18 protein-coding genes and 2 pseudogenes are annotated in these 20150 nt (G+C 53.2%); 3 read left to right on the top strand and 17 right to left on the bottom strand.

Translation table 11 applies throughout. The features are described from left to right. Nucleotides 1-64: 64 nt before the first annotated feature. Entirely contained in the window at nucleotides 65-1027 is a 963-nt protein-coding gene (locus BM258_RS04630) for a dihydrodipicolinate synthase family protein (protein WP_090069443.1), read from the top strand. Between the two features lie 93 nt (nucleotides 1028-1120). Here BM258_RS04630 and BM258_RS04625 read toward each other — a convergent pair whose 3' ends face one another. Next, entirely contained in the window at nucleotides 1121-2158 is a 1038-nt protein-coding gene (locus BM258_RS04625; RefSeq protein WP_090069441.1) for an Ldh family oxidoreductase, read from the bottom strand. Nucleotides 2159-2331: 173 nt separating this feature from the next. On the opposite strand from BM258_RS04625, the gene BM258_RS04620 reads away from it, so the two are divergent. Both BM258_RS04620 and BM258_RS04615 read left to right on the top strand, forming a co-directional pair. Continuing rightward, entirely contained in the window at nucleotides 2332-3849 is a 1518-nt protein-coding gene (locus BM258_RS04620; protein ID WP_090069439.1) for an aldehyde dehydrogenase (NADP(+)), read from the top strand. Nucleotides 3850-3980: 131 nt separating this feature from the next. Further along, nucleotides 3981-5225, top strand: a complete 1245-nt coding sequence (locus BM258_RS04615) for an NAD(P)/FAD-dependent oxidoreductase (RefSeq protein ID WP_175527917.1) — start codon at nucleotides 3981-3983, stop codon at nucleotides 5223-5225. A gap of 86 nt (nucleotides 5226-5311) precedes the next feature. On the opposite strand, the gene BM258_RS04610 is transcribed toward BM258_RS04615, so the two are convergent. From BM258_RS04610 to BM258_RS04545, 16 genes and pseudogenes are all read right to left on the bottom strand, one after another. After that, nucleotides 5312-6151: an inositol monophosphatase family protein gene (locus tag BM258_RS04610; RefSeq protein ID WP_210186657.1), complete on the bottom strand. Its 840-nt coding sequence runs from the start codon at nucleotides 6149-6151 to the stop codon at nucleotides 5312-5314. 169 nt (nucleotides 6152-6320) lie between these two features. After that, the gene (locus BM258_RS04605) at nucleotides 6321-7217 is read right to left on the bottom strand and encodes a flagellin (protein WP_090069433.1); all 897 of its coding nucleotides are present in this window, start codon (nucleotides 7215-7217) and stop codon (nucleotides 6321-6323) included. A gap of 8 nt (nucleotides 7218-7225) precedes the next feature. Further along, nucleotides 7226-8584 carry a flagellar hook-associated protein FlgK gene (gene flgK, locus BM258_RS04600; protein WP_090069431.1) on the bottom strand — a complete coding sequence of 453 codons (1359 nt, stop codon included), beginning with the start codon at nucleotides 8582-8584 and terminating at the stop codon, nucleotides 7226-7228. Nucleotides 8585-8697: 113 nt separating this feature from the next. Then, nucleotides 8698-9183 (bottom strand): hypothetical protein, encoded by a 486-nt coding sequence (locus BM258_RS04595; protein WP_090069429.1) that lies wholly within the window; start codon nucleotides 9181-9183, stop codon nucleotides 8698-8700. A 9-nt stretch (nucleotides 9184-9192) separates the two neighbouring features. Further along, nucleotides 9193-9450: a hypothetical protein gene (locus BM258_RS04590; RefSeq protein WP_139229200.1), complete on the bottom strand. Its 258-nt coding sequence runs from the start codon at nucleotides 9448-9450 to the stop codon at nucleotides 9193-9195. Nucleotides 9451-9455: 5 nt separating this feature from the next. Further along, nucleotides 9456-10706, bottom strand: a complete 1251-nt coding sequence (flgE, locus tag BM258_RS04585; protein ID WP_090069425.1) for a flagellar hook protein FlgE — start codon at nucleotides 10704-10706, stop codon at nucleotides 9456-9458. 95 nt (nucleotides 10707-10801) lie between these two features. Continuing rightward, on the bottom strand, nucleotides 10802-11470 hold the full coding sequence (locus tag BM258_RS04580) for a flagellar hook assembly protein FlgD (RefSeq protein WP_090069423.1): 669 nt from the start codon (nucleotides 11468-11470) through the stop codon (nucleotides 10802-10804). A 412-nt stretch (nucleotides 11471-11882) separates the two neighbouring features. Further along, on the bottom strand, nucleotides 11883-12128 hold the full coding sequence (locus BM258_RS04575) for a hypothetical protein (protein WP_090069421.1): 246 nt from the start codon (nucleotides 12126-12128) through the stop codon (nucleotides 11883-11885). Between the two features lie 53 nt (nucleotides 12129-12181). Next, entirely contained in the window at nucleotides 12182-12634 is a 453-nt protein-coding gene (locus BM258_RS04570) for a flagellar export chaperone FliS (RefSeq protein WP_090069419.1), read from the bottom strand. A 1-nt stretch (nucleotide 12635) separates the two neighbouring features. Continuing rightward, nucleotides 12636-14393, bottom strand: coding sequence for a flagellar filament capping protein FliD (gene fliD / locus BM258_RS04565; RefSeq protein ID WP_090069418.1), 1758 nt, complete (start codon nucleotides 14391-14393; stop codon nucleotides 12636-12638). Between the two features lie 69 nt (nucleotides 14394-14462). Continuing rightward, nucleotides 14463-14711: a flagellin gene (locus BM258_RS25170; RefSeq protein ID WP_455423301.1), complete on the bottom strand. Its 249-nt coding sequence runs from the start codon at nucleotides 14709-14711 to the stop codon at nucleotides 14463-14465. A gap of 543 nt (nucleotides 14712-15254) precedes the next feature. Beyond that, nucleotides 15255-15677, bottom strand: a pseudogene (locus BM258_RS25165) (flagellin); the annotation flags it as partial. Between the two features lie 512 nt (nucleotides 15678-16189). Beyond that, nucleotides 16190-16438, bottom strand: a complete 249-nt coding sequence (locus BM258_RS25060) for a flagellin (RefSeq protein WP_407062702.1) — start codon at nucleotides 16436-16438, stop codon at nucleotides 16190-16192. Between the two features lie 537 nt (nucleotides 16439-16975). Next, nucleotides 16976-17407, bottom strand: a pseudogene (locus BM258_RS25055) (flagellin); the annotation flags it as partial. A 359-nt stretch (nucleotides 17408-17766) separates the two neighbouring features. Then, nucleotides 17767-18981, bottom strand: a complete 1215-nt coding sequence (locus BM258_RS04550) for a flagellin N-terminal helical domain-containing protein (RefSeq protein WP_175527916.1) — start codon at nucleotides 18979-18981, stop codon at nucleotides 17767-17769. 123 nt (nucleotides 18982-19104) lie between these two features. Continuing rightward, nucleotides 19105-19761, bottom strand: coding sequence for an RNA polymerase sigma factor (locus tag BM258_RS04545; protein ID WP_210186656.1), 657 nt, complete (start codon nucleotides 19759-19761; stop codon nucleotides 19105-19107). Nucleotides 19762-20150: the final 389 nt, after the last annotated feature.

The raw sequence follows: 20150 nt of genomic DNA, 5'->3' as shown, positions 1-20150 counted from the left end.
TCTTTCTATCCACCCCGAAAAGGCGGGACCGGTCGGGTTTTCGGATAATTCTTGGGACAATCACATGGACTCCACTATTTTCACATGCTGCATGCCTGCTCTGATGACGCCATGCAAAGAAGACCGCACCCCCGACTATGACGCTCTTGTCAAACAAGGCAAGGAAATGATCGACGCCGGAATGGGCGCCGTTGTCTATTGCGGCTCCATGGGCGACTGGCCTCTGCTGACGGATGCGGAGCGCATGAAAGGCGTTGAGCTTCTGGTCGAAGCAGGCCTTCCCGTCGTTGCCGGTCTGGGCGCCATGAATACCAAAATGGCTGCCGCCCACGCTGCTCATGCGCAGAAAGTCGGCGCCAAGGGCCTGATGATCATCCCGCGCCAGCTTTCCCGCACCTCTGTTGCTGCCGCCCAGAAGGCCCATTTCGAAGCCGTTCTTTCTGCGGCACCTGATCTGCCCGGCGTGATCTATAACAGCCCTTATTATGGCTTTGCCACCAAAGCGGATCTCTTCTTCGAGCTGCGCAAGACCCATCCGAATCTGGTCGGCTTCAAGGAATTTGGTGGCGTAGCCGCGCTCTCCTATGCAGCAGAAAACATGACCAGCAGCGATAGTGACGATGCGCTCTTGATGGTTGGTGTGGATACGGCCGTTTTCCATGGCTATGTCAATTGCGGTGCACAAGGGGCCATCACCGGTATCGGTAACATCCTGCCAAAAGAAGTGCTGTTGATGATCGCACTTTGCAAAGATGCCGTGAAAGGCAACACAGAAGCCCGTCGACTGGCCCTTGAGCTGGAAGCGTCGCTGGCGGTTCTGTCCAAGTTTGATGAGATGCCAGATCTGGTTCTCAGCTTCAAATATATGATGGTTCTGCGCGGCAAGGCCGAATATACGCTCAACTTCAATGAGACGGATGTCTTGAGCGAAAGCCAGAAGGGCTATATCGCCACACAGCTCAAGCTGTTTGATGACTGGTACGCAAATTGGAGCAAGCAGCCTTCACTCGCTCCATATCTTGGGTAAGACACACTTTCTCTATTACCCAGTCCCCCTGCGGAGCCCTTCTGCTATTGCAAAAGGGTTCCGTTTTTTTCGCCTTGGCAGGGCCTAGAGTGGTCAGAGGCTAACCCCGTCCAGCCCCTTTTCCTCAAACTTCGCCAGCAGCGCCAGCTGATTTTCATCCAGCGAGATTCCTTCAGCCAGCGTTTGCTTGCGGGCGGCAAAGCGTCGCTGAGACGGCAGGCGCGCGCCCTGTCCGGCGATGGCATCAAGCATCATTTCGGCGCGCTCAAACGGGTTGTCCGTGCGCCCGGCAGAGAATTTGATCGGGTCGAGCGCCAGAATCAGTTCGCCATGATGAGGGGCCAGCGTTGTGGTGCCCAGCGCTTCCAATGCTTCGGGGCTGGTCAGATCGCCGATCATGGCACCTGCGAGCAATTCTATCATGGTAGAAATAGCCGAGCCCTTGTGGGTGCCAAATGGCAACATGGAGCCTTCCAGAACGGCAGCCGGATCGGTAGTTTCCTTGCCATCCTTGTCGATGCCCCACCCTTGCGGCAGCGGTTTGCCAGCCCGATTGTAAAGCTCTATTTCACCACGCGCCGCCATGCTGGTGGCAAAGTCAAAAACATAAGGATCTTTGTTAGGGCGCGGCCAGCCGAAGGCCAGCGGGTTGGTGCCAAGCAAGGGTGCGTTGCCGCCAAATGGCGCTACAGTGGCATAGCTTGGGCACATGGCAAGGCCAGCAAGCCCATGGGCGGCGATGGCCTCGGTTTCATGCCAGAGCGCGGAGAAGTGTGTGCAGTCCTGTATCACCATTGCGGCAAGGCCGAATTCTCTGGCCTTTTCCACCAGCAGCGGCAACCCAAAAGCGAAAGCCGGATTGGAGAAGCCCATTTTTGCATCCACCTTGACGATCGCCCCGTCGCTCGACATCAGAGCAGGCTCGACATCCGGTTTTACCTGTCCAGCCTTGATGGTGCGCAGACATCCCTCGATACGGTAAAGCCCATGCGCCGCACAATGGTCGCGTTCGCCAGCCACGATGACGTGGGCAAGGCAATCCGCCACATCCCGAAGCGCGCCAATCTTCTCAAAGATTTGGGAAACACGCGCTTCCAGCGCTTCGATGGTGACCGTTTCTTTTTGTGACATATCGTCCTCTTATCGTTCAAAAAGCGTATTTCGTTCTCTAAACTGTAGCTAAATTTGCGACAAATTGTGGTTCCCGACCCTAACGGGAAATCCTCCGGTTGCCAAATGCATACAAATTGTATTATCTGTGTCGTCAGAACATCAAGTCTTTCTTGCAGCAAAAGGATATATCCATGAGCTATACCCCCCACGGCAGCCATCTGATCGCGGGTGAGAAGGTCAAAAGCGAAGAGATTTTCTCCTCAGCGCCCGTCTCCGGACCAGCACATGATTTTTCAAAAGGCACACCTGACCTTGTAGCAAAGGCATGTGAGGCTGCGGAAGAGGCTTTCTGGTCCTATGGCTATTCCTCCCGCGAAGAGCGCGCGGCTTTCCTTGAATGCATCGCCGATGAAATCGAGGCGCGTGCTGCCGAGATTACCGAGACAGGCAATCTGGAAACCGGCCTGCCGACAGGACGTCTTGAGGGAGAGCGGGGCCGCACGACCGGCCAGCTGCGCATGTTTGCCAATCACATCCGCAATGGTGAATATCTCGACCGTCGTCTCACGGAAGCCCTGCCAGATCGTCAGCCAGCACCGCGCCCTGATTTGCGGCTCATGCAGCGTCCGATCGGGCCGGTGGCCGTGTTTGGCGCCTCCAACTTCCCATTGGCCTTTTCTGTTGCCGGTGGCGACACCGCTGCCGCTCTGGCGGCTGGTTGCCCCGTGGTGGTCAAAGGCCATAGCGCCCATCCGGGCACGGGTGAAATCGTCGGGGATGCGATTGTTGCTGCCGTCAAAAAGTGCGGCATCCATCCGGGCGTCTTCAGCCTTGTTCAGGGCGGTGGTCGCGATGTGGGCACCACTCTTGTGCAGCATCCACTGATCAAGGCCGTCGGCTTTACCGGTTCCTTCTGGGGCGGCAAGGCGCTTTATGATCTTTGTGTTGCGCGGCCTGAACCCATTCCATTCTTTGGCGAGCTTGGCTCGGTCAATCCGATGTTCGTGCTGCCCGAAGCCGTAAAGGCCAAAGGCGAAGAGCTGGGCAAAGGCTGGGCTGGTTCCCTTTCCATCGGAGCCGGGCAGTTCTGCACCAACCCGGGCCTTGCCATCATTCTGAAAGAACAGGCCGAAGCCTTTGGTCAGGCAACAGTTGCAGGCCTTAAGGAAGTGGGAGAGCAAGTCATGCTGACATCAAGCATGGCCGACACCTACCGTAAGGGCGTTGCCGCAGTTGCTTCTGAAACCAGCGTCCGCGAGTTGCTCACTTCCATGTGCGACATGCGCAATGCAACGCCGAACCTGTTCATGGTTTCCGGCGCGGACTGGCTCTCCAATCAGACGTTGAAGGAAGAGGTTTTCGGCCCGATGGGCATCATCGTCACGGCAAAGGACGAAGAGGAAATGCTCACCATCGCCAAGAGCTTTGAAGGGCAGCTGACCGCCACGATGCTGATGGACGACGCAGACAAACCGCTTGCCAGCAAGTTGTTGCCGATCCTTGAGCGCAAGGCGGGCCGCATTCTGGCCAACGCCTTCCCGACAGGGGTTGAGGTTTGCGACTCCATGGTGCATGGCGGACCGTTCCCGGCTTCCACCAACTTTGGTGCGACGTCGGTTGGCACCATGTCCATCCGTCGTTTCCTGCGGCCAGTCTGCTATCAGGACATTCCGCTTGACGTTCTGCCTCAGGACGCCAAGGATATGTAAGTCAAGGGGGCTGGGTTTGGACGACCCGGCCCCTTCTTTGTTTCAATCATTTTTCGTCTGTTCCCAAGAAGCCGAACGAGAGGCCCAACAAGAGGCCGCTTTCTTTTGGGAAATGCTTTAGGAGTATTGCTGTGTCATATGATGTTATCGTCCTGGGTGCCGGCATTGTTGGCGTAAGTACTGCCCTGCATCTGCAGGAGCGCGGCCTGAAAGTTGCCATTCTGGATCGTCAGGAACCGGGCCTTGAAGCCTCTTACGGCAATGCCGGAATCATCGAGAAAGACGGCCATGTGCCGCTGGTCATTCCCAGTGAGATCGTGCCGCTGATGAAATATGGCAGCAACACCCAGGTTTCGATGCATTATCACCCCACGATGATGCCACGCCTTGCGCCTTGGTTGTTTGCCATGTGGAGGCTTTCCACGCCCTTTGGCATTTCCTCCTATGCACGGCGCGTTACGCCCTTGCGTCAGGTTTCGGCAACAGAGCATTTCCATTTCGCGCGCGACGCCGGCATCATGGACAAGTTCCGCGAAACCGGCTGGATCAATCTCTATCACAGCCCGAAAAGCTTTGAATCCACTGCCCGCACTCTCGGCTATGCCGACGAGTTTGGCGTTGAATATGACATTGTAGGCAAGAAAGAGCTGGAGGCGCTTGAGCCCTCCTTCCATTTCACCGAGCAGGACAGAGCCATTCACTGGAAAGGCTGCGTTTCTGTTTCCTCTCCCGGCGGCGTGACGCAGGCCTATGCCGAACTGTTCAAGGGGCGTGGCGGAGCCTTGCTGCTTGGCGACGCGCGCAGCCTGAAGCAGGAAAATGGCGGTTGGATAGTGTCTTCTCAAGATGGTCCGGTCACCGCCCCCAAGGTAGTCATCGCCCTTGGCGCATGGAGCATGGATCTGCTCAAACCCTTCGGCTATAAATTCCCGCTTGAAGTCAAACGCGGATATCATCAGCATTTTGCCAGTGACAATGGCGCCAGCATGATCCGTCCTGTCGTGGATGAAGATATCGGCTTTCTTCTAACCCCGATGGAAGATGGCATCCGGCTGACGAGCGGCATTGAATTTGCCGCACGGGATACACGCAAGACGCCGGTTCAGATTAAAAAGGCCACCAAATGGGCCAAGAAACTCTATCCGATCGGCAAGCCGGTTGAAGATGAACCGTGGATGGGCTTCCGCCCCTGCTTCCCGGACAACCTGCCGCTGATCGAAGAATCGCGCCAGCATGAGGGCCTCTATTTCAACTTTGGCCATGGGCATATGGGCTTTGCCGTTGGGCCGATCACGGGCAAGATGACGGCCGACCTTGTCACCGGTCAGGAGCCATGCCTCAGCGTTGACGGCTTCTCATCCCGCCGCTTCTTCTAGACGGAGCTTTGCCCGTCACTCAAAAGCAAAAGCCCCGCCAGCGTCGCTGCTGCGGGGCTTTCTTATGGGATGGGCAAGACTGCCGCTTACTCGGCATCCAGCCAGGCGAGCTCCTTGCGCAGGGCCTCGAGGCTTTGCTTGTTATGCGCCACAATGAACGACCCTGTATGATCGGTCGGCTTGTAAGGGCGGCCATCCAGACAAACCGCATCGCCGCCCGCTTCCTGCGTGATCAAGACGCCAGCAGCATGGTCCCATGGATTCTTCTTGGGGCTCAGGATGAAATCCGCCCGCCCCTGCGCCAGCATGCGATATTCGTGGCAAGAGCATTTGAGGCAATCAAGGCGACCAAACTGGGCAGCCATCTGGGCTGCCAAACGTTCCCGCTGGTTCTGAGGGAAAATGAACAGCGGCAGCATTCCTTCCAACTCGCCGTAAGACTTTGGCGCGGAGGTTTCCAGGCGGATGGGCTTCCCATCGGGGCGGCAGAACCATGCCCCCTCGCCGCGGCTGGCCATGATCCAGTCATCCATTACCGGATCATAGAGAAGACCGAAGCAGGTTTCGCCCTTGTAGGTTACCGCGAGAATGACGCCGAACTGCGTCAGGCCGTTGGCGAAATTCCATGTGCCATCCACCGGATCGATGATGACGGCCCAATCGGCATCGCTCATCTTGTCCAGAATGGAAGGATCGGCGGCAACCGCTTCTTCGCCAATGATCAGGGCCTCTGGGAGGATCTCAAGTGCGCCCTTGCTGATCTTGGCTTCAGAGGCCACATCGGCGTCAGTCACCAGATCGTCATGCCGTGTCTTGATCCGCACGGACTCGGGCGAGAGATGGCGAAAGCGCGGCATGATTTCGCTTTCTGCCGCTTGCCGGACAAGATTGATCAAAGCCTGTTGTCTGGATGGGTCGAGTTTCACAAGCGCACTCCTTTTGTTTTGATTGGCTTTTTTACGCGCACCTGTTCGCAGAAGGATGCGCCAACAGGCTTGCAGCCCTTTTAGGCGCTCAATCATGACAGGGAGATGACCATGGCAAGCTACCACAGCCAAGAAGGAAAAACAGCCACCGGGCACTCAGGCGCCAGACTCAACGCAGATAGTCAGACAGATTCAGGTTGAGAATTTTACTCAGAGCGGAATAGCTGGCTTCCAGCTGGGTTTCGTATGACGTCGCCAGTACCGTGGCCTCGGCAGCATCGATAGAGGTCTCTCCGGCAGCCAGATTTTCTGCCTCGGCGATGAAATCCTCTTCATTCTCGATGTAGCTTCCCAAACGGCTTGACGTATTCCCGGCCTTGGAAGTGGCAGCAATCACGCTATCCTGTGCACTGACCAGTAGCGCATCCACATCCTGCAGCTCACTGGTATCGGTCAGGTTGCCGTCGGCCACATAGGAAAGCGCCCGCAGGGCCTCTTCAAAGCCGCTCACAGTTGCGGTGATGCCGTAATCCATCTGCTGGCCATTGTTCAACCGGATCGTCTGGGTATAGCCATCACCCTGGTAATAGTCCGTATTGACGGTCGTCAGATCCGCAACCGCATAGGCGGTGAAATCGACGGGCGCAGTATCGGTGGTGCTGCCGGAAAAAAGATAGCGCCCCTGATATTGCGTATTGAGCATGGTCTTGAGGTCTTCGAGATACTCGGCCGCATTATTTTGCAGGCTTTGCAGTTCATCATCGGACCGGGTGGCCGAGACCGCACTGCGCGCATTGGTCAGAATGTCCGTGATGTCCTGAAGAACCGACGAGGCCATATCATTGCGCGAGACGACGGTATTTGCCGCAGAAATATTCGCTTCGGCGCGGGTGACGGAAATGCTGAGATCAACCACCCTGCCCGCACTTGACCCCAAGCCGCCATAGTCCGAGCTTTTCAGACCATTGGCCTGCTGCGCTTGCACTTCAGCTAATCTAGCCTGCGTGGTCATCGTCTTTTGCATCAGGGCAGAGGTTGTCTGGAATGTAGCTACGCGCATTGCCATATCGTCACCTATGAAACTGCCGCTTGCAGGTCATCAAACATCTCCTGCAAGGTACTCAAAATGGTAGAAGCGATTGAGTAAAGCTGCTCAAGCTCTGACAAGCGCGCCGTCTCTTCGTCGACATTCACGCCATACGCTGATGAAATTGCATCCGTCGCGGCAGTCATGTCTGCCTCGGCTGCATTGAGGGAGGTAGAGGCGCTCTGGGCATCAGACACCGCAGCGGATAGAATTTCCGTCGCATATTCGGAGAATGTCCGGTCTCCCGCAGAGAGCTTGCCAGCAGCAGAAAAGCTCGTATCTCCCTGAAGAGCATCAAGCAGATTGTTCGCCGTCGTGGCGCCGTTGCCGGTTCCCAACAGAGTGGTCGGATCATCCTTCACCGTGGTTTCAACCGCTATGTCGCTGGCGCTGGTGCCTGTCAGAATATCACCACTCAGCCCCGCCACCCCATTCAGGGTCGTGATCATGGTCGTCGCCATCTCATCAAGAGCAGCCTGATACTCCGGCAGGGTCTCGTCCCTGAGTTCCAGCAGGGCACCAATCTTACTGTTGCCACCATTAAGACGGCTGGTTATGTCCGATCCATTGACGGATATCGTCGTCTGCCCCTCGGCATCGAGGCCGGTTGAGAGAAGATGCGCCGTCGACCCTACGAGTATTTGTCCGGTGGTGGTATAGACCTTCGTGGTGCCATCTGCCGATGGAAAGGTCTTGATGTCCAACGTGCCCGACAAATCCGTCAGGGCCGAGTTGAGCTGATCTTCCAGATTGGCTGTGCTGTTGCCTGCTGCCTTTTCAGTGCGGATCAAATCATTGAGTTCATCGATCGTCTCAAGCACTTCATTGACATCATCCACACTTGCGGCAATCTCCTGATCTGCCTTGTCCACCATGCCCTGAAGATCGGACGCCGTATCCCTGATCTGGCTGGTGAGGTCTTCCAGAGCGGTCACCGCATTATTGGCCAGCGCCGTGCTTTCGGGTGTTGTGGCCAGTTGGGTCAAGGCTTCTTCGAAATCTGCAATCGTCGAGCCAAGCGATGTGCCCGCGCCAGTTTGATCTTCCAACGTTCCAAGTGAGGACTGCAGCTCACTCAGATATTCAGCGGTCTTTGTGGCCGAAGCCGCTCCCGAGGTGGCCTCAAGCAGATCGGTCAGGAGATATTTGCTGACAGAAGAGGAAACGCCATCAACTGACACGCCCCCGCCAACGCCCTCGTAGGCGCGAGAACTGGCTGAAGCAGATTTCACCGTATAGCCTTCGGTGTCTGCGTTGGCAATATTGTTTGCCGTCACGGATACCTGAACCTGTGTCGCGCCCAGCGAACTGGAGGCGATATATCGGGCAACATTCAGCGATGTCATTGGCTATTCCCTCTATTGGCTTTTGTTCCTCCTGCGCTGGAAGGCGCAAAAACCATATTGGTGTCCAGGCCTCTCTTGCATCATCGGAAACCGAAGCCAGAGAGGCGCAATCCTCAAACCTTGCGCCCTCCCTTGAGGGACGCAGCATGTGGCGTGCTGGAAGCGCTTTGCCCAGCAGCCCCGTAGGATGGCAAGGCGCTAGCATCCTGATTGTCGCGAATGGCCCGCATGATGGCACTGATGCGCCTTTCATTGGCCGACATCGCTCGGTTCAACTGGTTGGCATTTTCCATAAAGGACTGGGCAAGGATCTGAATACGATCCTGCAAACTGTTGAACTTCTCATCCGAGGCATAGAGAAAGACCTCGCGTTCAGCCTTGAAGCGCTTGAAGAAAGCATCAAACTCGCCAGCCAGCTTGTGTTTTCTGACAAGCAGATCGTCCAATGAAGTGGGGCGGCCGCTTTCGAGACGCTGATTTTCTTCTCCGGCAATGCGGATCAGTTCATCAGCCACCGTGATCGCTTCATCAATGGCGCTTTCGATGCGTTCGATATCACGCTCGGAATGGACCATCTTGGTATTGAGTTCGTCGTGCATGGTTCACCCTTAGCCTTTGTTCGTTTTTCGAAACTGGTTCAACTGAGAATAGGCGTTTGCCACCTGGTTGGCTTTTGTTGAGCGAGAGCGCTTATTCTTGATGTTCGCCTGCTGGCCCCGCATATGCTTTATCAAGTCCTTCAGAGCATTTCGGGCAACCAACAGCAGGAGTTTGCCGGACGCACGGTCCGGCTCTCTCTCATAGCGGCGGATTTCAGCCTTGAGGCGCCTGAGCTCAGCCTTGCAATGGGCCAGATCATCCGACATGAAAATCACCGCACGGCTTGCAGGAGACTGTCAAACATGTCGCCGGCAGTTGAAATGATCTGGGACGCAGAGGAATAGGCCTGCTGGGCGGACAACATGCTGGCAAATTCGGTGCTGGTGTCCACGGTGCTGGATTCCAGCGAGCTGCTCTTCAGGCTGCCTGCCGAGCCCGTGCCTGCTGTATGCAGGGTCGCGTTGCCCGAGTAAGTTGAAATCGCGTAGATGCCATCACTGTCTTCAGTCAGTCCATCGGAGTTGATGAATGTGGCGACCGGGATCTTGTAGATATTGCGCGTTTCGCCGTTGGAGAAGGTAGCCACCACAGACCCGTCGGTCTCGATTTCGATATCATCCACCGTGCCGTAAGCCCGGCCATCAACGATGATGGATTTGACATCGATATCCGCATTCTCGACATCGTTGGAAGAATATTGCGTCAGGCCGTCAGAACCACCGACCGTCCCCAAATCAAGCTTGATTGAGGAAGCCGCCGCACCGGTATTCCAGGTGATATCGAGGTCGGTGCCAGAAACGCTGGCCAGAGAGCCATCATTATTGAACTGGACGGTAATTGGCGAGCTGGTCACAGAGCCTGTTGTCGTGGATGTGTCCGCAGAAACCGGATCAGAATAGGTAATCGTCCAAGTGTTTTGAGCCGTTTTTTCATAGGTTGCGGTAATCGTGCTTGCCGTTCCCAGCGAGTCATAGACCTCGAAGCTGGATTCAAAGGTCGAGTTCAGCACAGCATCCCCGGGCAGCGTCGCCTGAATGGAAGCCTCGGAGGTTGCCTGAGCCGAACTCTGGATGGAACTCAAATCGATCTTGTCCAGATTGACGCTGCTGGCGCCGCCGGCCACATTGCCATCCGCATCGGTTGCCCAACCGAGCAGATAGTAGTCGCCATTCATCAGGTAACCGTCATTGTCGACCGCGAATTCACCATTACGGGTGTAGTAGCGAGAGGATGTATCCCCCTCCTCGGAGACCACGAAGTAACCGTTGCCCTGAATGGCAAGATGCGTGGAGATGGCCGAGTCGGTCACAAGACCCTGAGCTGTATTATTGGTCGTGTTGCTGGCGTGCACACCCCCACTCTTGTTGTTACCAGACCCAGCAACGAGGCTTGAAAAGCTCGTTTTGGACGCCTTGTATGCGGTCGTATCCGAGTTTGCCAAGTTGTTTGAAACATTCGAAAGCGCCTGCGACTGGGCGGCCAAGCCCGTGATCGCGGCGTTTGTTGCACCCATCAAACTCATGTTACTCTCCTACATATGCGCCACGTTCGATGTTTATTGCTTGAGTGGCAGGATTGACTTATTGTTCAGGAAGCTGCGCTAACCTGTTGAATTTATTAACTATCAGAACTAACTGAGATGATTTGGTCGAGCGTGAAGAAGACATCGCCCATTGTCAGATATGTCTGGCCAGAAGAAGCATCGACACCAGTGACCTTTCCCGTTACCGAGGTGCTGGTTTCAATGTCATTGCCTTCTTGATCGGTCGCGGTGATCTCAATTCTGTAGGTGCTGCCATCGTCCAGCTGCTTGCCTTCATCGGTCACGCCATCCCATTTAAATTCATGGGACCCATCCGCTTCGGTCTCACCATCGGCTGTGTAGACCGAATTGCCGTCTTCATCGAAGATCTCGATTTTGACATCTGTGGCATCGCTTTCGAGCGCGTAGTTCCACTGGGCGGAACCATCCTGAAGCGTCGTGGTATCGCCAAGGACAGAAACAGATTGCCCGATATAGCCGAGGCCATTCGCAGCGATCATTGTATCCAGAGATGAGACGACTGTTTCGAGGCGGTTCGCATTCTCGACTTGCTGATCGTAGGTCGACAGCTGAACCATCTGGTTGAGAAATTCGGTCGTATCGGTGGGATCGGTCGGGTTCTGGTTCTGCAACTGCTCGACCATGAGCTGCAAGAACTGCGATGTATCCAACCCCAGCCCCTGACTTGAAGTCGTAGTGGTCGTCGTACTTGCTGTAGAAGAGGCCAGTGCAGATACAGTCATGGCTTTAGCTCGCGCGTTTTGAGAAAACACGAGATCAAGACACGGATTTCGCCTCATGCCTTCATCCCTCATATTTCTGAAACGGGACAAAAAGCTAAATCAGGCGGTATTTTTTCATTTTTTATTTAGGAAAATATTGCCCTATACTTATTTCCTCTAGGAATTAATTGCCTACCTAAATAAATACGCGCAATTTACAAGTATTTAATTGTAATAAATTCCTATAATAATAATATTTACTTTAATAAATCCTCGTATATCTAGATTTCGCCTATCCAAAGGACGCGATGAAACAAATGATTAAATATGAGAACCGCTACTGCTTGCGAAAAAGCTTTTGTAATTGGGTGCCACACCACGCGCAGATACTCAGACGGAGCCCGCGCTTTCAAAGCAGCAGCACATCATGATGTTATTTTTTGACTTTCGTCATGATGCGATTGACAAGAGAGGCCGGAGCCTTCGGGGCTGGCGAGGCCTTCGCCAGCTTGGGAATGCTTGCTGCAAGTCGCAAGCTATCTTGTGCATCTTGGGAAATACTTAAAAGAGCAAGGGCTGGCGCCACTTGCTCTTCTGGCCAATTTCTCAAATCCGGACCGTGCTGATCCAACAGTTCCTCGAACTGCTCAATCGTCATATCACCTTCGGACTTGGCCATAATTGTCCTATCATTGGCTGGACAATTAAGCCGTCGTCTCGATCGTCCAGGCGTTATACCGCTTCAGCGGCAACCACTTCTTCTTTTTGATCTAAAATCCCGCCCATGACGGTGTCAATGCTTCGTTGCTGCATTCTTGCGAGTTCTGCCCATGCATTGCGGAATTCCAGAATACCGCTAGCCAGCGTAGCATATCTTTGGATCGCGTCATCACGTCCATAAGCATTGTGTAAAGCAAAAATGTTGCTGGTATACATGTCGATGAACTGCTGACCCATTTGCGGGTCCACATCCAGATTCACATTCTGCCGCAGTCCACTCAGAATCTTGGAGGCATGAACAACACGCCCGAAAGCGCTCTCGAATTCCTTGCGCTTGATATAGTAGGCTGTCAACACGATCGCATTCAGCGCTTCATCGAGCAGCATAGCGACAGCTTTGACGGGCGGCACAGCCGTATTGGCAGTCCTATAGGCGTTCACCGCGCGGTTTTGCGCATAATTCATATTAGTCTCCCGAATTGAGAATGGCTTCCAGATAGTCCAGCGAACTTTGGGCCTCTTCGATCGCTGCCTGGTAAGATGAGTAAAGCTCCGTCAGACGCATTTCATAAGCATCAACGATGCTCATATAGTCGTCATATTCGGCTTCATAATCTTCGTTTTGTTCTTCGAGGGATGCGATCTTCTCAGTCAAAAGACCATCATCCTCATCTGTATATTTGTTCAGTGACTGGAAAAGCTGTTCCGCCATGCCAGCAGAAGTGCTGAAGGAGATCGTGGCATTTTCATCGCCTGTATAGACAAAGGTGATCCCCTCATAGTCCGTTCCCTCAACACCAACGATACGGGTGCCATCCACCTCGAACAGCCCCGCCTCTCCGTCTGCAAGAACACCGACAAGAGCGCCTTCCTCATCAACGGTAAAGTCAAGCGTCAGCTCCGAGGGCATGTTGGCGTTACGCCGCAGAACGGCCAGATCGGAATTGCTGGTTTCATACTGGAAGTTGAGCACATCCTCGATCTGATCGATGTCGTTCAACAGCGCGTCGTTCAGCTCGCTTTCATCCAGCTCCAGATAGTTATTCTCATCATAGGAAAGCCCGAGCAGCGCCATGCCTTCGCTATCAATCACCTTAGACAAACCGCGCGCGATCTCTGTGTTGATATTGCGCAGCATATTGTCGCCAAACAGGGTCGCGTCATCGGAGACGGATCCGCTTGCGTCGATCGCCTGTTGGGTGATGGCCCATTCACGATAGGCATTGTAGCTATCGGCCAGCGAAACCACGGCATCCTTGATGGAAGACAGGGACTGGCCAATCTCGACCGCGATGGATTCGCCAACGTCGGTGGTTTGGTAAAGAGAGAATGTGACGCCATCAATCACATCATCAACAGTATTACTTTTTCGGGAGATCTCGACGCCATCGACGTTAAATTTGGCGATTTGCGAAGATTGTAACTCGTCAACATAGGCACCGCTGCCGTCGGTCAGCCCGAGCGACTGGCCGATGTCATCCCCCTCAACCGAGGTCATGACGATATCCGTGCCGGTCTCCCCCGTCAGCACGAGACGAAAGTCGTTCTCATTGACGGCGACCACCGTGGCAGTTACGCCCGTATAATCGGTTCGGGTATTGATCTCATCTGCGATCTCGACGAGGCTCATGGTGTCGTCGACTTCAACTTGCAGCAAGGTCGGATCTTCGTCCCCGTCTTTATTGACAGGAATGGCCGCTCCTTCCATGGAGAGTGAGATCGTACCCGTATACCCGAGTTCATCATAACCGCTGCTCTGCGAAGCGCTGGCCACTTTCTGGGAGGTTGCGAGCTGATCGATGGTGAGCTCGTAGGTCTGGATGGCGACACCCGCCTCAGCGGTCACCACCAGTGAATTTTCAGCATCCGCGCCACCGATACCTGTCAGATAGGCTTCGCGCGAGGAAAAAATGTCATCCTGTTCTGTCAGGGATTCAGAGACGCCTGTGATGGTCTCGACAGAATCCAGCATGTCACCAAGCAGGTCCTGCATGGTGTTGTAGGATTCAATTTTGGCTTCATTTTCCGTGATTTTATTGCTGATACGATCCGCTGGGAGCTGCTTTTGCAGCACTGCCGCCTCGATTAGGGCATCCCAATCGATATCCGAGTCGGACGACACATTGGCAGTATGAGCGGAGCTGGAGCTGGATGAAGACGTAGTGGTAGTGTTCGTTGTCGTGGTCGTCGCCGCGCCTGTATCGGTAGAACTAACACTCGTCATTTGCCAAACTCCTGTATTAGTTATACGGACAGGGCCACCCGATCAGGCGGCCCTACCTGAATATTAATTTTACCGAATAAGGCTAAGCAGGTTCTGTGGCATCTGGTTGGCCTGAGAAGCAGCTGCAACAGCGGCCTGAACCTTCACGCTGGAGGAAGACAGAGAAGCCTGTTCCTTGGCGATGTCTACGTCAGCGATGGCAGACTTGGCAGCTTCCAGGTTTTCAACGCTGGTGTCGATCTGGGAAGAGCGGAACTCGAACCGAGACATGGTCGCACCGATTTCAGCACGCGCATCAGAGATCTTGTCAATCGCCATATCGAGAACGGAGAGCGCTTCAGCAGCCCCTTCTTCGGTAGAAACGTCGAGATCAGCGATACCCAAAGATTCAGTATCGAGAGAATCAATTGAAAGATTGATGGTGTCAGCAGAGGTTGATCCGACGACGATTTCTGCCCCCGTGGTGTCCACTGCAGTCGTCGTGCCCGATGCATCACCAGCAACCAGCCCCATAGCAGTCACCAGAGCGGCACCGTCGCCTGTAGAGGAAATGTTCGAGATACTAACCTTGGCGTTATCACCGGTCTGAAGGGATGTGAACTCGATTTCACCATCGCCATTCTTTGCAGCAGATACCGTGTAGTTCCCGCCATCTTCCAACGCAGTGTTAATAGCAGCAACGAGAGCGTCGGTATCCATTGCAGTGGTGTTCGTACCATCACTAGCGCTTGTGATGGTGACTTTCGTATTGTTGACGGAGAAGGTCGCTGTTGCATCAACCGCAGACGCAGCTGCAGCATAATCTGTAGCAGCCGTCGTGCTCGCATAAGCAGCTGCCGTTTCCGTATCATTGTTTGATGGACTAGAGCCATCCAACAGGCTCTGACCGTTGTAACGGGTGGATTCGGTGATGCCGTCGATTTCGTCCTGCAGCTGCGAGAATTCAGCCTGCACATAAGCGCGTTCTACATCGGTTACCGTACCGGAAGCAGACTGGGAGGCCAGCGTTTTCATACGCTCGACGATATCAGCAATGTTGGATGCGCCACCGTCTGCGGTCTGCAAAACGGAAATACCATGGGAAGCGTTGGTGGAAGCCTGTTCCAGCGCGGCAACGTCGGTACCGATTTTAGTGGAGATAGCCAGACCGGCAGCGTCATCAGACGCCTTGTTGATGTTGGACCCACTGGCCAGTTTGGCAAGCGAGTTGGTCTGATCACTTGAGTTTCTGTTCAAAAAACGAACTGCAGTGTTTGCTGCGGTATTGGTAGAAATTACGGGCATAGTCGAACTCCTGAACTAAACGATAGCCGCGCTACTGTTACTAAGCGGATGACGCTTTTCCTTGCGTCTTGACTATTCAACGGGCCAAGCAGAGCAAATCGGGCGCTAAATATTTTTGCCCAATGCGCCTCAAAATTAACGTTGAATAAAGAGTTCGATCCAGAATTTTCACTTTGTTAGGTTTTATCTACGCTTTTCCAAGCATTCACAAAGAAAAATATTAATAACAACTCCGATTTTTTGGGTGACTTTTCAAAAAATAAACTTCAAACGACCAAATTTTATAATTAATAGTAAGTTAATATTCCCTGCCCTGCGCAATCAACACAAGTGAGCCACCTGAATTCGGTAAGCATTTGTAAAGGAAAGGCCCGGGGAGCCTCTTGCAATCCAGACCTTTCGAACTGTCCATCAGTGTTTCAAAAACACCTGTCTCTTGCATAAAAAGCGGCCGGATGCGCCCTTGACGCATCCGACCGCTTTAAGATGTCGAGCTATCTATGAAGCTTGTATTACTGGATCAAGCTAAGCAGGTTCTGCGGCATGTCGTTGGCTTGAGAAGCGGCTGCAACAGCAGCCTGAACCTTCACGCTGGAGGAAGACAGGGAGGCCTGTTCCTTGGCGATGTCAACGTCGGCGATGGCAGACTTGGCAGCATCAAGGTTTTCAACGCTGGTGTCGATCTGGGAAGAGCGGAACTCGAACCGGCTCATTTTTGCACCAAGCTTGGCGCGGGCATCGGAGATGGTGTCAATTGCCATATCGAGAACGGAGAGCGCTTCAGCAGCCCCTTCACCGGTGGAAACGTCCAGATCACTAATTCCAAGTGCCTCGGTCGTCAACGAGTCAATTGAAAGATTAATGGTGTCAGCAGAGGTTGATCCGACAACGATTTCTGCCCCCGTGGTGTCCACAGCAGTCGTCGTGCCCGATGCATCACCAGCAACCAGCCCCATAGCAGTCACCAGAGCGGCACCGTCGCCTGTAGAGGAAATGTTCGAGATACTAACCTTGGCGTTATCACCGGTCTGAAGGGATGTGAACTCGATTTCACCATCGCCATTCTTTGCAGCAGATACCGTGTAGTTCCCGCCATCTTCCAAGGCAGTGTTAATAGCAGCAACGAGAGCGTCGGTATCCATTGCAGTGGTGTTCGTACCATCACTAGCGCTTGTGATGGTGACTTTCGTATTGTTGACGGTGAAGGTGGCTGTTGCATCGACCGCAGACGCAGCTGCAGCATAATCTGTAGCAGCCGTCGTGCTCGCATAAGCAGCTGCCGTTTCCGTATCATCCACGGAGAAGTCGCTGGAACCATCCAACAGGCCCTGACCGTTGTAGCGGGTGGATTCGGTGATGCCGTCGATTTCGTCCTGCAGCTGCGAGAATTCAGCCTGAATGTAGGCGCGTTCTACATCGGTTACCGTACCGGAAGCGGACTGGGAGGCCAGCGTTTTCATTCGCTCGACGATATCAGCAATGTTGGAAGCACCACCATCTGCGGTGTTCAAAACCGAAACAGCGTGGGAAGCGTTGGTGGAAGCCTGTTCCAGCGCAGCCACGTCGGTCGAAATCTTGGTCGCGATAGCCAGACCGGCAGCATCATCAGAGGCTTTGTTGATGTTGGACCCACTGGCCAGCTTTGCCAGAGAGTTGGACTGATCATCGGAGTTTCTGTTCAAAAAACGCACTGCAGTGTTTGCAGCTGTGTTGGTAGAGATTACTGGCATGGTAGATATCCTGACTCGAAAAAAATGGCTCCACTTTACAGTGCCGTTAAGTGCGTTATTTCACGCGTTGTATTTGTAACGGGTCAGGGTTGGCAAACCGGGCGAGATTTATTTTACTTTATTTTTTAACCCTTTAAACCTTTGTTAACTATAAGGTTTTATCGGCCCCTCTTTGATTTTAAGCATAAATTAGCTGATTTCAGCCATTTTTTCGCTCAATATCGGGTTTTATTATAGTTAATGAAAGATTAAATTTGGAAAATTACTTGGTAAATTAATTTTCATAAAATGCGGGAAGCTTCGCAAAAAGCAACAAGCCGACTATATCCACCAAAAGAATATCTGCGGTAGCAAAAGGCCTACTGAAGGAGCTTGAGCAGATATTGCGGCACTCTGTTGGCTTGCGCCACAGCGGCGGCTGCCGCTTTTACACGCACGGTCTCGGAAGACATCTTCGCCATTTCCTTGGCGATATCGACATCCATAATCGCGGATTTGGCCGCTTCGAGATTTTCAAGGCTTGTGTCGATCTGCTGCGAGCGAAATTCAAAGCGGGACATGGTCGCCCCCATCTCGGCGCGCGCATCAGCAACAGACCCAATCGCTAGATCGAGCAAAGAGAAAGCCTTTGTAGCACCTTCTCTGGAAGACAGATCCAATCCGGACAGCCCGAGTGCTTCTGTCGTCAGGGCCTGAATGGAGAGATTGATCGTATCGTTGCCAGAAACACCAACCACCACATTCGCTCCGGTGGTCACCGCCTCGATTGATGCGCCCCGCTCCTTCACGTTGTCCCCTTCCGAGAGCCCCATGGATGCAAGCAGCCCGCTGTCACCCGTCACATCCGAAATATCGAGCGTTGCGTTGGCGCCAGTTTCTTCGCTTGCGAAGATAAGGGCTCCGCTCGCATCCACTGATGCCGATACGGTATAGTCACCCTGTTCTTGCAGAGAGTGATTGATCGCATCCGCCAGATCCTGCGACGACAAAGCCTCTGTGTTGGCTCCATCACTGTGACTGGTCACCGTCACCACCGTGCCATTGATCGAGAAACTGGCGCTCGCATCATTTGCAGATGCGGCAGCACCATAGCCGGCAGACACGCCGCTATGAAAGACCGCTGCGGTCTCCACGGTGTCATCGGAATAGTTGCTTGAGCCGTCCAGCAGGCTGACGCCATTATAGCGGGTGCCAGCACTGACGCTGTCGATCTCTTCCATCAGGGCTGCAAATTCGGTTTGAATATTGCTGCGCTCATCGTCCGTCACCGTTCCGGAAGCTGCCTGCGATGCAAGGCTTTTCATGCGCTCCAGAATTTCGGATATCGATGCTGCACCGCCGTCTGCCGTTTGCAACAGAGCCAGACTGTTGGAGGCATTCACGGACGCCTGCTCCAAATTGGCAAGATCAGAAGACATGCCCGTCGCTATCGCCAACCCTGCCGGATCATCAGAGGCTTTGACGATGCGCGATCCGCTTGAAAGTTTGGAGATGGAGTCACTGAGCCGGGTTGAATTCTGGTTCAAATATCGCACAGCAATGTTGGCGGCAATATTCGTGGAAATTATGGGCATGCTCAAACTCCTCGTTACGGGCAGTTGGCGCTTGCTCATATGAAAATGCTGTGCGCCTACTGTCTCTAACGGGAGGCAATAGCCAAACCGGGCGAAATTAAATCAGATTGCAGCGAAAGGTGCTTAAGGTTGCGTAAATAGCGAGAGAATATCGGAGCTATGTGCCTTGAGTATCTGACGCAGTTTTTGACGTCCGCGCTTGAGCAGAGATTCCACGGCGGACACACTTGTTTCCATAATTTCCGCGATTTCGCTGTTGCTCATACTCTCGTTATAGGAGAAGACGATGGCGATACGTTGCTGATCCGGCAACTGAGCAACAGCCCCTTCAAGCAGATCGATTGCTTCCTGCATCTCAAGAATGGCAGACTGGTTCGAGCTGTCATCTTTAAGATCGGGCAATTCGTCCATGGCGGACGTTCTGTTTTTGCGCAGAAGATCAATGCAGCGGTTGGTCACGACCTTGAAAAGCCAGGTCGAGAACTTAGCGCGCCCCGCTTTCCAGTTACCCCTACGGGTCCAAACCTGAAGGAACGCATCCTGCAGCACATCTTCGGCCTCGGGGCCATCTTGCAGGATACGATAGGCAACCGCATAGCCACGGTCGACATGGCGTTCAACGAGCGCCTGAAAGGCTTCTTCCTGTCCCAAAGCGATCAAACCAAGCAATTCGTCATCACTCAGAGCAACCAGGTCACGCGCCTGCAGCAGTTGCGACTTTGTCGTAACCGTTTCAGGTATGTCCGATTGTGAAACAGATTGCATGGTTGCGTTCTTCATTGTTCAGTCCATCAACGTTTCAGGCTAAGAAGTCACCTCACAAATTTCTTCCTACTAATAAAACGTTGTACCGAACTCTTTCAGGCGTGTAACTATAAGTTTTTTTTCAGCTTATTTCTGATCTTTTCTAGGAAAAATCTGCATTTTGCCCGGAATCTTTTGCCTAGTAAAAAGTGATAATATCTATTCTTCAGTATATACACGAAATAAAATTACAATATCGCATATTTTACCATAATTATAATAATTTTAACTTTATAAAATTTTTTTTAAATAGATTAAAAAAATTAATTCAGCAATAATTTAAAAATTATTGCTCTGAATTTTTATATACAAACATATTCAAAATACTCAATACACATATTGATGATATATAAGTTTCGACAAAT

This window comes from Cohaesibacter marisflavi (assembly GCF_900115225.1).
GTDB classification, from domain to species: Bacteria; Pseudomonadota; Alphaproteobacteria; order Rhizobiales; family Cohaesibacteraceae; genus Cohaesibacter; species Cohaesibacter marisflavi.
Note: the sequence above shows the minus strand (reverse complement) of the source record. Positions and strands in the feature narration are given on the sequence as shown.

Bases quoted from the DNA above. Each gene is read 5' to 3' on its own strand.
- BM258_RS04630 (WP_090069443.1), top strand. From the start codon at position 65: ATGGACTCCACTATTTTCACATGCTGCATGCCTGCTCTGATGACGCCA.
- BM258_RS04625 (WP_090069441.1), bottom strand. From the start codon at position 2,158: ATGTCACAAAAAGAAACGGTCACCATCGAAGCGCTGGAAGCGCGTGTT.
- BM258_RS04620 (WP_090069439.1), top strand. From the start codon at position 2,332: ATGAGCTATACCCCCCACGGCAGCCATCTGATCGCGGGTGAGAAGGTC.
- BM258_RS04605 (WP_090069433.1), bottom strand. From the start codon at position 7,217: ATGGCAATGCGCGTAGCTACATTCCAGACAACCTCTGCCCTGATGCAA.
- flgK (WP_090069431.1), bottom strand. From the start codon at position 8,584: ATGACATCGCTGAATGTTGCCCGATATATCGCCTCCAGTTCGCTGGGC.
- BM258_RS04595 (WP_090069429.1), bottom strand. From the start codon at position 9,183: ATGCACGACGAACTCAATACCAAGATGGTCCATTCCGAGCGTGATATC.
- BM258_RS04590 (WP_139229200.1), bottom strand. From the start codon at position 9,450: ATGTCGGATGATCTGGCCCATTGCAAGGCTGAGCTCAGGCGCCTCAAG.
- flgE (WP_090069425.1), bottom strand. From the start codon at position 10,706: ATGAGTTTGATGGGTGCAACAAACGCCGCGATCACGGGCTTGGCCGCC.
- BM258_RS04580 (WP_090069423.1), bottom strand. From the start codon at position 11,470: ATGACTGTATCTGCACTGGCCTCTTCTACAGCAAGTACGACGACCACT.
- BM258_RS04575 (WP_090069421.1), bottom strand. From the start codon at position 12,128: ATGGCCAAGTCCGAAGGTGATATGACGATTGAGCAGTTCGAGGAACTG.
- BM258_RS04570 (WP_090069419.1), bottom strand. From the start codon at position 12,634: ATGAATTATGCGCAAAACCGCGCGGTGAACGCCTATAGGACTGCCAAT.
- fliD (WP_090069418.1), bottom strand. From the start codon at position 14,393: ATGACGAGTGTTAGTTCTACCGATACAGGCGCGGCGACGACCACGACA.
- BM258_RS25170 (WP_455423301.1), bottom strand. From the start codon at position 14,711: ATGGCGATTGACAAGATCTCTGATGCGCGTGCTGAAATCGGTGCGACC.
- BM258_RS25060 (WP_407062702.1), bottom strand. From the start codon at position 16,438: ATGGCAATTGACACCATCTCCGATGCCCGCGCCAAGCTTGGTGCAAAA.
- BM258_RS04550 (WP_175527916.1), bottom strand. From the start codon at position 18,981: ATGCCCATAATTTCCACGAATATTGCCGCCAACATTGCTGTGCGATAT.
- BM258_RS04545 (WP_210186656.1), bottom strand. From the start codon at position 19,761: ATGAAGAACGCAACCATGCAATCTGTTTCACAATCGGACATACCTGAA.